This window comes from Breznakibacter xylanolyticus, assembly GCF_003254275.1.
Taxonomy (GTDB): Bacteria; Bacteroidota; Bacteroidia; order Bacteroidales; family Marinilabiliaceae; genus Breznakibacter; species Breznakibacter xylanolyticus.
The window spans coordinates 1-13,585 of sequence record NZ_QKZK01000055.1 but is presented as its reverse complement, the minus strand read 5'-3'; the positions used below and the strand labels follow the sequence as shown (position 1 = coordinate 13,585).

Here is a 13,585-nt window from a genome sequence, read left to right as displayed (position 1 = left end):
ATCTGCATCTGGGATTGTTGGCCTATTGGCTGGTAAACACGATCCGACATCAACTAAAGCCACATGGCATCAATAGCGGTTGGCGTGAGATCGTTCGTACCATGAACACCCAAAAAGCGGTGACCACATTGGCGCAAAATCAGCAGGATCAAGTAATCATGATTCGTCGATGCTCTGAGCCAAACCAAAATGTCCGCAAGCTTTACGATGCCCTAAAATACAAATACGCTCCCTTTACAAAGCGAAAATCTGTAGTACACAAATCGGAACTTGAAAATGAACAATTCATTGAAATACAGGCGATGGCTTTGGGATAGCTGCAAAGTGGGTTAAATGCTACACAACGTTTTGGCGCTTGGCGTTCGTGCAGGATATCAGGGTACAAAACTGTCAACCCAGCACTAAAGTTGATTTGAAATACTGAACTTGAATTTAAGCACGTCACCCCGCATGACGCCAAACGCATGTTACCACCAGTGCTTCCTTGTCTGCCGTGGTTTGTCGGTCTATTTGTTGCTGTATTGTTCATTGTCTTTTTGTCGTGCGGTTGGGCATTTTTTAAAATTTCTTTTTCTCTTGGGTTGGCTTTGCAAGCTCTTTGACAAAGCTTGGGTTGCAGCGATGGCTTGTGCGGCTTTGATAATGTGCTTGCAAAATGGGTTGATTAAGTCTGTATGCTTTTAAAGTAACCAAACTCTTCGTCAACTAAAACTCGTCTATCTAAACCTAAATTCATTTCTTCGCAAGCTGTTTCTGCTACTAGGGAGCAAGAAAAACAAGCAGATAGATTCAAGTCGAAAATTCCTTGTCCTTCAGATTCCCAACATAATGGGTCAGAAGAACAAGTAATTGATCTTTCGAGGCCTTTTTTAATTATTTCAAGAATTTTTTCGGGTTCTCCTTGTGAAACCAAACCACCCATACTGCCTTCTGATCCTTCTGCTGTATATATTAATACACCTGACATTTGCTTTTCAGGGTTTGTCGAAATGTATAGTCTTTCCTTTAAACTTGCTGTTGGGTAACCACAAGAAAATTCTAACTCCCTCATCATCATATGCGAGAAGGAATGAATTAAAAAGTGTTTGTATTTGTTATTATAAATTTTCATTTTGGAGCTTAGCCCTTGACTATTTGAATCTGGAATTGCATTAAGGTATTTACCAAATCGATTTTCTAATTCACCGATATTTTCAGATACCCAACTATTAATTTTGTCATTTGAGAATTCAAAGAAAAGTCCTTCTCCTAGCGTTTCATTTGCAGGCAGTGTATATAACTCTTTAGAGTCAATAGAAAATATATTTTGACCACTTGAAGATTCTTGCACTTCACCATTTACTACAATTCGTTCTTTGGGTTTTACTCTTGTGAAATCCAATTGTACGTTTGTTACTTTTAATTCTTCTACCTGCTGAATCTTTTTGAAGAAATCTGTTAACTCGTTAGGTAGCACTATGTCTTTAAATCGTAATCCTTTGTTCTCTGTAATATTTGGCAATGATGAATGGGTTGAAAAACATCGGTATTCTTGCCACCTGTATTCTTCGTGCTTGTCATTAATATCAATATCATTTGCAGAACTTAAAAATTCCGATTCTAATTGGTTTTTAAATACCGCTTCATTTTCAGGATTAATGTCATTGTCAATTAAAAAGTCATTGAAATTAAATTTTGTGTTCCAGTAATCGTTCCGAGTTATTGCTGTTCGTTCAAAATGTTTAGTGTACTTCTTTTCAAGAATGTTTATTGAATCTATGAGCTCTTTCGGTTTATTTTCTGCTATGTGCATAGGAATAAATAAACTTGAAAAACCATTTGTATAGTAAACATTATTAGCTGTTACCAATGCTATCCTCATTTTTTCACGACCATTATTATTATCGTTTCTAATGAAGCAATTCTCATAAGGAATGATTGTGGGATTATCAAGGTCTAATTCCCAAGGTTTTTGACCAATACAATGTGGCTCTAAACTATTGATACCTTCAAGATTAATTTTAGGCTTATCCTTGTCTGAACCTGAACCTAAACCACAGCTATTACACTCAATATAGATACTTCCATATCCTTCTGACTTTGTTTTGCTTTCTGTCCACTTAAGTTTAGGATTACTACAACAGGGACCAACTTTTTCATTTGATAGTAAATCCTCTCCATTATCATCATCCTTCCTTATTCTTAAATACTTTTCTGTTTTCCATCGTAAATAATTAGCCCAAGGAATATCTGAAAGATGACCATTAGGACAAATCAAAATTAAGTTAGTCTGTTCAAGAGTCTTATACTCTCTAATTGTAATTGTATTTCCATCCTCGTTTTTTGAGGGCATCTCTCTTATAAAATGACCCGCATCTCGTGGTGGGGCAAAATAATCTAATTTCAAAGTTTGTGGATGGCTTCTGCACTCCCTTTCCCAAAGACTAAACCATTCACCTATTTTTTTTAAGTCGCCTTTGCCATTCTTAAACCATTTTGGAAAGTGAGTACCATTAATCATATAATGGCTTGAAACTCCTTCAAATTGTTCACCTGTTCTTTCTAATGCAGTTCTTATTGGATGATTTTTCCAATTAGGTGTATTGAATGATTCATTCAAAGCCATGTGGGGGATGCCAATCAAACAAACTAAGTTTTCAAGTTTTTTCTCGGATTTAATGAATTTAATAAATCTTTGATCATCAATAAATTCAATTCCTCTATTTGAAATTTCTGATTTGCTCAGTTCATATACTTTTCGATCATCTGTGTTGTTAGTTCTTACAATTTCAATTTTAGAATTTGCCCATTTAATAAATCTCCATTTATTTATATCTGAAATTAAAACATAAGAGCCAAGTTTGGTTGTAATAATTGAACCAACGCCAGAAGTTGAGGAAAGTAGTTTGTATTTGCCAACCCCTTGGTTATATTGATTTTGCTTTAATACTTTCATCTTATATTGAATTAATTTTTATGGCAGCTTCTGGTTCAATTACCCTCAATGACATTGGAACTTGCCATTTTTTACTGTGAATATTTCCTTCGTATTCTTCAATATCAACATAGAGTTGTTCTTGGGGTGGGATTGACCTTGCTGATTTATTATTGAACACAAAAGTTTTATTATCTCTCAAAGTTCTGTTCGATTCTTCTTTCCATTCAGAAAATGCCTCTTGAATCCATCTTTTTATCTGTTCGACATTATCATTTTTAAGAAGATTGCTAATTATTGTTTCATAAGAATTCATTCTTGTTTTTCTACCTTCAAAGTAGTCAGTCAATTCAGAAATTATATCGAATAGTTCTGATTCTGAAATTGAAGATATATCTCTTGCAGAGAGGCGTTCAGTAAATCTTGTTCTATGGCGTAGCATAGTTGCTAAGTACAGACCCATATATCTTTCTACAGCTTTTTGTGTAAATGGAGTTATTGAAATGGGTTCAACATAGCTATACATCTTTTCGTGAAACTCAATAAATTTTTCATAGTGAGATATGTCTCTTGCTCTAAATGGATGATGAACCGTTAAAACAAGTCCATAATCATTTCTTGCAACACGACTACTTGCCTGAATATATTCAGCTGTATTACGAGGCATAGAGTTCATAATTATGGTGTTGAATCTTGAAACATCAATCCCAACTGAAATCATATTTGTTGCAACAACGAATTCTGGAGGAACTTTACCTCTAATCAATTCGTTATTTTCGCTTCTTGCGAAGCGTTTTTTCGCTTCCCATTTAATTTCAACACTTTTTAGTTCATTTTTAACTTCTTCACCTGAAAGCCTTCCTGTTAATTCAGATTCTTGAATTGGGCCATAGGTATAGAGTGAATGCATTAGCTTTTGTGGTCTTACTACTCTTGAAAATACTCTTCGAAGTTCCTTCAAAATGTAAGTTTGAACCTGCGATTGGGTTTTTCCAACTTCTTTAAGACTGTTGAAGTAACTTATTGTAGTGTGATAGTAGTCCATTGCCTTTTCAAATTTTGAGAAGGAATCAAAGTCAATTGGATGTTTTTCTCCCAACTCTTTTAATTCAAAAATTGCTCTGTGCGTCATTATGATTGCTGCCAATCTCATTTGCATCCAAATCTGAGTTCTTCCCGTTGGTAAAACACCGATGTATTTCCTTTTAGATAGATATTCAGGTGTTTTGTCATCGACACTTTTAAATCGTCTCTTATAAAAAGCAAAGAAGGAATCATCACATTCAACTCCAGGTTTCGGGAAAAGATTTACTTTTCTATCGAAGAGTGCTGCAATTTGCAATTGTGTATTTCTTGTAGTTGCTGTTGATGAAATTATTTTCGGTCTAGTTCCATCTTCTCTCGTACAAAGCTGATCAACTGCTGATTCAAATAATGCAACCGCAGAACCAAGGGGGCCGAGTAATAAATGTAGTTCGTCCTGAATAATTAAATCTGGAGGCAAATAGCCATCTTTGGGTTTGCCCGCTTCCCAATTCCCTGTTCCAAAAATTCTCCTTGAATCAGCATTTCTTCCATTATTTTGACCATTTACTTTATGAGCTAATTGAGCAAATTTGTCAACTGTACCAAAAAGTAATGCTGGGGGGTGCTGATATATGGTTTCATCAGATAGGCAAACGGGAATAGGACCTTGATCTTGCCTTTTTCTAGAAATACGACCAAGACCAAATGAAAATGAACACTTTTGATTTGTGCACTTTAAATGCACTTTGTTTTGATTGTATACAGAAGAAGATGCTTCGGTATCTTCTTTTGTTTCACCTTTTATCTCAGAATTGCACCAGGGGCAATTATTGAATGGTATTCTGTTTTCTTTTTTCAGGTTAAGTTTGTGCTCATACTCATAAATTAAATCAATATTTGAGTTAGGAATAGAGTTTTTACCAACCCATAAGCCAATATTTATTGGCTCGTTACCTAATTCGTAATTACCCCATCTTCTGATTAATTCCAACGCCATAATTACCAAAGTTGCTCTTTGAAATTGTTGCATTGTGAGTAATCGAAGTGTGTATCGCATTATTGCTGCGGTACCACCACCTTTTTCTTTAAACTCTTTTCTTCTATTGATTATAGTGAGAGCTATTAAACCGAGATAAGCTTCTGTTTTACCACCACCTGTTGGAAACCAAACTAAATCAACCCAATTATTTCTTTTATCCCAGTTTTCATCGTCATCGGGTTTGAATATTCCATCTAGGTTTAACAGAATAAAAGCAAGCTGAAATGCTCTCCAGCCAGCAGATTCTGTGTTTGAAAAAAGTTTATCATCTGCTATGTCTTTATAAAAGGAAAAATTAAAATGTTCAAATGCTTCATCATTAATAAATGAATTAACTACATCTTGTTTTACTTTTACAGAATGCCACAACTGCATAAACATAGCAGCATTCATCAATCGAAATGAATCAAGTTTTTCTTTATTATTATCACCTGAAAGAAAATCTTGGATATTTTTTTTCATTCTGCGATAATCATCATCACACTTCTTCAATTCTTGGTTTGCTATATCCAAATACTTACCTAGATATTTTGGGTCTTTTCTTTTAGTCTCAATCCATCTACCGTAGGAATCGACAAAATCATTAAGACCATTTATAACCTCAGTGTCAGTAGCATCTGAAAAAACCGATAGCCATTTAAATTCCTGAGATTTTGAATTTTCTAAAAATAAAGGAGAAACGAATCCTTCCTTATTATCAATTACAGCATTTCTGCTTTTATCTCTAGGAATTGGGTCTATATCGGGGGTTTCACAATTAGGCAAATACTCTGTTTCAACCTTAAGTGATTCTCCTAGCTTACTCCACTTAACAGAACAACCGTGTCCTATGGCATAATCTTTAAACTGGTCATAAATGAATGTTGTTGTTGTGTCTTCTGAATAGGTATTATCTTTTTCTTGCGGGTATTCGTGATTGCTATATGGCACTAAATAATCAGAATTAACGGAAAGGTTGACTCCGAAAAATGATTTTTGATTTACTAACTCATTAAATGTTGAATAATACCTATTGTCATTTTGTTTTGCTTCGTCAAATGCAATACTCGTATTAATCAGCTGTATTTTAAGAAATATCTTGTTGTTATTTTTTCTAGAATCTCTACTTAACTGAATGTTTGCAGATATTGAGGCATAGTCCTCTTTTTTGTCATCTAAATCAAATCGGAAGATATCTTTTAAGCTAACAGAAGTAGAACCATCTTCTTTGATTACCGTAATATTGACATCTTCAACAGATTTATTGTGTAAATAAGATATTTTTCTAGATTCCTTCGGGAAGTTTATGTTTTCTAATTTTATGATTCTCTCAACTGGTGTTGATTGCCATAAACCATATCCACCAGAATAGACGTCTAACAAGTTTCTGAAATGATCTGAATTGCTTTCTGCTAGTTCTATTTTTTGCGTTACTTCATAAAGTTTCTTTCTGGTCTCATCATTCGTGATGCTATTTTTTATTTCGTAATAAATAGATGATTTTAAAATACTCAAGTAACAAGAGGCTTTCGTTAATTGCGGTATTGTTGAAATTGAAGTGGCTAAATCGAAGAGCGTTTCAGCAATTTGTTTTTGTATTTCTCTGATTCTTGTTTTTATCTGAGTTATTTCTTCTGATGATAATTTAGCTAATAACAGAAAATGATTCTCATTGATTACTCTTATTCTAAAAGAATTTAGCTCATACTTGGTTATAAAATTTTGAATTTCTTCGTGATTCACTTCACAAAGTAGTCCATATTGATTGTTGAATTTGCCTCCTTTGTCTTGCTTTAGTTTCTGATAGTAGCGAAGATTAACCTTGAACTCAATTGATTTTTTACTTAAAAAACTCTCGTCTAAGCAACAAGTTAAGCCCATTGTTCTAGGAAACATTTGATTTAATTCAACGCTCTCAGTTGCTTCTATATCTTCAGAACTACTATTTTGCGAGTCTTGTTCATCAACATCCTCCTTTTGATCGATTTGCTCGTTATTATCTAGAGAAATTCCTTCGTTACAAGTACCACTTTTATCTTCAGGGAATAAAATTCCTGTACTGTAAGTTGCAGCAGGTACGATATCCAAAATCTCTGTCGAATAATTTATTGGTTCTTCTTTGATGAGCGTCTTAGTAACAAGCTCTTCATTTTCTAAATCCATAAATCTATATCCGTTTATTCCCGGGCCTAATGTCTGCTCTCGTATAAAACGCTCTAAAAAATTTCTTTTTTCTAAAATTTTACTCATTGCTTGTTTTTTCAATGGTTTCAAGTTCAACTAGTTTTAGTTCTGGCTGTATAAGTTCCACAAGTGCTACTAAATTGGTAGCTAAATGATTTTCATCGATGCCAAGGTCATCTAATGGATGATTTGCCTTATAATAATCTAATCGATTATTGATTATTTCATTTGGATTTCTATCGGTATCAAAACAGCAGTCATTAAATAAATCTTTCAATAGTTGATTCATTTGCCTTGTGCTTTGACGGCTTGATTGTTTAGAGGCATTTCTAATTCTCTGAATAATGACAAAATAGATTTTTGGGATTTTGAGATATTCGCATAATTCAATAAAAACGCTCTTACTCAACGGAGCAATTGATTCACTTTGGGGATTAATCCAGCTATTTTTGAAGTGAAATTGAGAAACAATTTTTATTCCTTTAGACTCAAAATGCTTTTTTAACTCTGTATAAAGTTGATCTTCTCCTTTCGTCTCAGCAAGTTTTTTTAGAAGAACTTTCCAAAGTCTTCCCGCAGTTTCATCACCTAAGTTGAATTGTTTCCGAATTATCTCTAATTCTGCTTCTTGTTGTTTTTTATCAACTATTTTATCGTAGATGTTTATGTTTTGCTGTATCTCATCTAAATTCTGAATAAAGACCTTGTTGTCTTCGTTGTCTAATGACAATAAATAATCAATTTTAACAACTTTATAAACTGTTTTTGCATCTTCTGAAATAATAAATAAATCAGAACCGTAAGCAGTTCTTACTCTTTGCCCTTTTAATTTTATTTTATAAGATTCTCTTCGGTCTGAATTTGAATATTCGTTCTCTAAATTCCAGTCAATATTTAACTTTTGCTCAGGTTTTAATTCTAGTATATTATTTTTGAGTTTATCCCACTCAAAATGCTGCTCTCTTATTGGATGCGTTAAGAGTTTATGGTACTCTTTATAAAGATTGTATTTTGACCAATCATAATATTGTTTAAAGAGAAAGCTAGGCAATATTGCTCTTGCCATACATTCGGAATCTAAATCTAGTTCTAGTAAACTCGGGGAATAATAATTTGGGTATCTGCCTTGGTCCCGATAGGAGAGGATTGCCAAATCTTTCAAATCTGAATTTATCAAATCTGACCAAGTCTTAAATTTAGTTGTATTCTTCAAGCCAAGGCAAATTCTGATTTTTGAAAATAAATTCTGATTTCTCAAAATCGTATCATCTATAACAATGGCTGGGTTGTTTGAGAGTGAATCCGAAACTTTTGATTTAATACCCGAATTAATTATTACATCAAGTGTGTTGGATAGGGATTCTTTTAAAATATCAATATCATCTTCTCTTAGTTCAAGAATTGCCAATTTAGTAGTTGAAGAAATCAGTTCTGAAGATTCCTTTTCTGAAAAGAGGTCACAAATGATATAATTCTTAATTTCATCAGTGTAGCAAATCGAATAAATATTCATTAACTTTATTGATCTCAATTCATACAATTCCCTGATGCTTGTTTCCAAAACGAACGTATCCCAAAAACTTGATGATTCGTATCCAACAAATTCAATTGATAGTGGTGCACTTTCCTTTCTCTTTAGAAGAAAGTCTATTTCTGACTTAGTTATTGTGTAAGTAGTATTGGTAGGAATTTTAAATCTTTCTCTTATTAATTCAAGTTTATTTCGGGTGTGATTTATAGAAGAAGATTCTTTGCCGAATGTAATTATCAGGTATTTAGTGAACTTAGTATCATAGTCTGTGTTCCATTTAGCTATTTCTTCGAATGAAAAATTAGTCATTATTCTCTTCCTCTCACAATCGAAAAGAATAATCGAATCCAATTCATCAATTATTTGATTATTGATTTCATCAATTTCATTAAGTGTTCTTGTAGCATTTACAAGATTATAACTTTCTCGGTTTTTATCGATTGATTTAGTGTATGGTCTAAATTCAAACTTCTGAGATAATGAACGACAGAAGTTTTTTTGTACGTTAAAAATTGATTTTGGCTTTAATGATGAATTCGTGTTTAACGCTTTGTAAAACTGTAACAGGATTCTATTTTCCTTTTTCTCCTTAACCCAGTTTTTCCAGATTCTATTACCACCATTTTTGCCACTTGCACCATCTGGACACTTCTTTTCTAAGCTATTAATTTTAAACTCAATCTGAGATATAAAGTTGGCTAGTGATAAATTAAATTCATTAATTTGATTATCAATTGAATAATAGTATTGAAATAGTTTTATGCTCAAAAACTCAGCAAGAAGCAACTTTTGAGAATCATCAAATTCATTCTCGATATGAATGTGCAAACTTGATAAACCGCTATTGGCTGACAAGAGGCTTATGTTAAGTACATGTTCTAAATAGCAAATTACTTGAGTAAACTCTGTTTTAGAATCATTTTTGATTTCACTAAATATGTGATCAATAGAAATTAGTGTTTCATTAGTAAATGAAGTCAATTGAGGAAAAATATGTTGCTTTATTAACTCCATTACTCAACTATATTAATTTCGACATTTAAAATAGCCCTTGTAATCCCTACAAATATTTCATATTTATTAATCTCACTTGGTTTGGAAATGACTAAGAAAACATTCTTCTTTTCAAGTCCCTTGAATTTTAGTATTGAGGAATATCTCAACTTATTTGCAGTATCGCCAATATTGTTTTCTGATAACTCCTCTACATCCTTTATTATCAGCAATTCCCGTAAATCTTCTTTTCCTTTATATTCACCTCTTAAAAATGTTGATTCAATCAGAATAACACAGTCTTGCCCTTTTAATGAAGAATCTGTTTCTCTAATGGGTGTTAAGATGTTTTTTACGATATGCGACTTTACTTCTTGTAATGTTTTGTGCTGTCTAACTGGGATATTAGAAAATTTCATCTCAAAATTATCAGTATCTAATATTTCTGGATGTTCTAATATTTCTGATGATAATCTCCGAATATCAGGACTTTGTGCACTTCTTTTAACCTCATTGATTTTAAAATGACAATAATATTCAGTCAATAAATCCGCTATTTCAGCTACACTTCTTCCACTAGCTGTATAGCTTTGATCAATATCATATAAAATTAAAGAGTTTCCATTTGATAAACCTTGGCCATTGAACCCTGAAAATTTATTAATAAACAAATCCAGTCCTCTATCAAGTATATCTTGAGCTTCATCAATTACTATGAAATCATAGGGCCTTAGTTTTTCTTCATTTTCAAGATTTAGAATGGTGTTTTTAACCAAATCATAGAACTGATCTTCAGTTAATGAGCTTAATTCCTTAAAATCTAATGATGGGTTATGTTTTTGAAAGAATCTAAAATAGGTCGTAACTTCTATGTTGCTAGAAAGTTGTCGCTCACTTAAAAGAGATTTGGTATAATTCATTAATAGATTATTCCAACACAAGTAAATCCCATTTTTATGATGTTGTTTATCAATAAATGCTTTTGCAATTGTGGTTTTCCCGCTTCCTGGCGGGCCTTCAATCATTATTCTTGGATTTTTATATAATCCATCGAGAATTTCAATGTTTTGGATACCAAGCCACTCAAGTGCATTAATTGTATTTAGGTGATTTCTATCCCCAATAATTGGGCTCAATATTTTTTTGATAGCAACATATTCTTTTGGAGTAACATCTGTATAATTCCGAAAGTGTTTTTGGTGTTTGCTTTTAGAGTAGTCAAAGACATTTAATAGAAACTTTTCTATTGACCCTTCATAATCCTTAGCAAGATAAGAAGTCCACAAAAGTTTTTTATCGATTAGTTTTGATTCAAATGGGTAGTCAACGTGTGGAAAAGCTGTTGCTTCGCAGAAAAAGCACCCTTTTAAATTGTTAAGAATGTTGTCTTTTAAAGTGAATTTATATCCCTCGGCTTGCTTGAAAGGATTTTGCTTTATTGGTGTGTCGAAGTTTTTTCCATAGAAAAAGGTATTGTCTTTTGTAGAAATTGGACCTCCTTTCACTTCCAATACGAGAAGACCGTGTTTACAAAGAATTAAAAAGTCTATTTGAGAACTGGTCTTTTTATAGTAGTTAAAGTTATCTGAATGCTCGGGTAATTTTAAATCGTGCCAAACATCCCAATCAATATTGCTTTTGCTTAAATCATTCCAAAGTTGCCTGTAAATATCAATTTCACCACGCAGGGGTGAACCATCCTCCTTTATAATTATGGTTTCTAAAGCATCTAGTGGGTTATTTGGATGAAATTTTACTGGCATAATCAATTTTCATTGGCAATGGTTGAAATTTTATTGATTGCATACAATGCAAAGAATTGCTTCACCGGTACCTTATCCTTGTATTTGAAGACTTTGATTCTATTTTGTTCAACTTCAGTTTTTTCAATATTGAGTTTTTCAATTAACTCTTGAATTAAATCAACTAACTCGGTTGGTTCTGTATATTTAGAATTTGACTTTTGAACTTCATAAAGTTTTTGTAGCTCCTTGGCATTACCAATTTTCTCCGAAAATCCATTATTGATGTACTTCAAAAACTCTTTTCCTCCTTTATATTTTTCAATTAGTTCTTCAATGTTTTTGTAATACTTGTCATTAATTTTTTGAATTGGAAACCCTTTACCTGTTCCATATTGAATAGAGGTGAACCATTTGCCTTCAGCTGATTTAGGATTCTTTTCAATATCATAGTTAGATAGAGTAACTGTTAAGTTACCATCTTTAATGGCGTGTCTTCTAAATCTTGAGCCCTGGTTTTTAACTGGGGGTTTATCGAATTCTTTTAATTTGTATGTGTTAAGATTTATAACCCCTTGAATATTTGGCTGTTTATTTAAAATAAGATTATTTGGAATTGTATATCTAAGTTCTTCTAGAACCATTTTTGCAAATGCTCTACTGACTGTACAGCAAACTGCATTCCCAACTAATCGCCATTTATTATTATCAGCACCTAAGAACTGATAGGTTATTGGAAAGCCCATTATTATTGCAGCTTCTCTGACAGTTGGTAGACGATATTCACCATCACCGATTCTATTAAGTTCGGATTTATAAATTATAGACTCTCTCGAATTTGCAATTTTTGTTGCTGTTATGGTACGGCTTGGTTTGTTTTCGTTTTCGGGAAATGACATTTTCCCCATAAATGGGTGATTCGTTTTCCAATATTTAGAAAACTTCCATTCGACCTTGTAAATTCCTGTATCATAGAAATGATCAGTCAATTGGTTTTGTGGTATTTGTAATTGATATTGTGGGTCGTTAATTAATTTTTCTGATTTTTTAGAAAAGGGATGAGGAAAGTTTTTCTTCATTTTTCCAATAGTCAAATACTTTTCTTTATCATTTTGATTATCTTCTGAATGAGTTGTTTTTGGAATCATCAGTTTAGCTTTCTTGATAATTTCGCCAGATATTAATCTTTTTCTAGCTTGAAAAGATCCATAGTCGGCTGAATTGATAATTGTTGTATTGTCATACAAATCAATTGCAATCTTTAGAGGGCTAATTCTATTTTTATTCGCCCAATCAGTAAGCCCCAAGTCCTTAAAAGTATATGCAGTCTGTAAATACCTTTTTGAGTTTACCACATTCTCCATAAACCAAGCCTTAAGAACCGAATTAGGCTGATGTTTTTTTACAGCAACAATTCTCAAAAAAGTTTCTGTTAGTTCAACTCCTAGTGACTTGTCAGCATTTCCAGATTTATTAGAACTTGAAAAACTAACACAGGGTGGACTACCAATGATAATCTCTGTATTCGGTAAATTTTCAATTTCATCAATTGAATGTTTAAAATCTAAAATGTTTTCTACTTCACAGTTCAATTTGAAATTGAAGTTAAAAGTGTCTACGGCAGGTTTCCAATGGTCAAAACCATATATTATTTCATAGCCCATCTGTCTGAAACCCTCAGAGAATCCACCTGCACCACAAAAGAAATCTATAACTCTCAGTTTACCCATTTACGATATTATTTTCATTTGTGGGTTGGAAAAAATTGCACTCTTTTGGTTTTGCGAAGCGTTGGCTTGTGTGTCGGGCAAAACCAAATGTGTGCAATGCGGGTTGGCTAAAAGAAATTTTAAAAAATGCGAAGGGTCGGCCTTTTCTTTCTTTTCTGTAACCTGTCCCAATAGCAAAACACGGTCAGCCTGCAAGTCTGTCCGCTTGGTTGATATAGTCTGTATTTCGTGTCTATTTTCAGTCATTGTCTTTCTGTGTCGTCTGTCTTTTTAGCATTGGTGGTAACGGGTAGTGTAGCATTAGTGGCGGATTGCGTGCGATTTCCATTTCGAGCCGATAGTTGGTTGATGTGGGAAACGAACCTTGCGGAACGTGCTTCACCCGCCATTAATGCTACACAATGTTGAACTAAATCCCTAACGGGATAGCTCTCCATATTGCCCCCT

General features: G+C 33.1%; 6 protein-coding genes and 1 pseudogene. 1 reads left to right on the top strand and 6 read right to left on the bottom strand.

From position 1 onward, the window contains the following. Positions 1-317 (top strand): annotated as a pseudogene (locus tag LX69_RS16725) (IS1634 family transposase); the annotation flags it as partial. 347 nt (positions 318-664) lie between these two features. Here the strand turns inward: LX69_RS16725 and drmB are convergent. The 6 genes from drmB to LX69_RS18055 all read right to left on the bottom strand — a co-directional run. Next, positions 665-2,935 (bottom strand): DUF1998 domain-containing protein, encoded by a 2,271-nt coding sequence (gene drmB, locus LX69_RS16715; RefSeq protein ID WP_111447177.1) that lies wholly within the window; start codon positions 2,933-2,935, stop codon positions 665-667. Between the two features lies 1 nt (position 2,936). Then, on the bottom strand, positions 2,937-7,232 hold the full coding sequence (locus tag LX69_RS16710) for a helicase-related protein (protein ID WP_146260787.1): 4,296 nt from the start codon (positions 7,230-7,232) through the stop codon (positions 2,937-2,939). After that, positions 7,201-9,687: a hypothetical protein gene (locus LX69_RS16705; protein ID WP_111447175.1), complete on the bottom strand. Its 2,487-nt coding sequence runs from the start codon at positions 9,685-9,687 to the stop codon at positions 7,201-7,203. The genes LX69_RS16710 and LX69_RS16705 overlap by 32 nt, the downstream gene beginning before the upstream one ends. Continuing rightward, on the bottom strand, positions 9,687-11,429 hold the full coding sequence (locus LX69_RS16700; RefSeq protein WP_111447174.1) for a nuclease-related domain-containing DEAD/DEAH box helicase: 1,743 nt from the start codon (positions 11,427-11,429) through the stop codon (positions 9,687-9,689). The genes LX69_RS16705 and LX69_RS16700 overlap by 1 nt, the downstream gene beginning before the upstream one ends. Before the next feature lie 2 nt (positions 11,430-11,431). Beyond that, positions 11,432-13,138, bottom strand: a complete 1,707-nt coding sequence (locus LX69_RS16695) for a DNA cytosine methyltransferase (protein ID WP_111447173.1) — start codon at positions 13,136-13,138, stop codon at positions 11,432-11,434. 242 nt (positions 13,139-13,380) lie between these two features. After that, positions 13,381-13,585, bottom strand: a 205-nt coding sequence (locus LX69_RS18055; RefSeq protein ID WP_221621407.1) for a hypothetical protein, incomplete at its 5' end; no start/stop codon positions are given.

What these genes read in the sequence shown, in the direction of transcription:
- LX69_RS16695 (WP_111447173.1), bottom strand. Translation starts at nt 13,138, where the DNA reads ATGGGTAAACTGAGAGTTATAGATTTCTTTTGTGGTGCAGGTGGATTC.
- drmB (WP_111447177.1), bottom strand. Translation starts at nt 2,935, where the DNA reads ATGAAAGTATTAAAGCAAAATCAATATAACCAAGGGGTTGGCAAATAC.
- LX69_RS16705 (WP_111447175.1), bottom strand. Translation starts at nt 9,687, where the DNA reads ATGGAGTTAATAAAGCAACATATTTTTCCTCAATTGACTTCATTTACT.
- LX69_RS16700 (WP_111447174.1), bottom strand. Translation starts at nt 11,429, where the DNA reads ATGCCAGTAAAATTTCATCCAAATAACCCACTAGATGCTTTAGAAACC.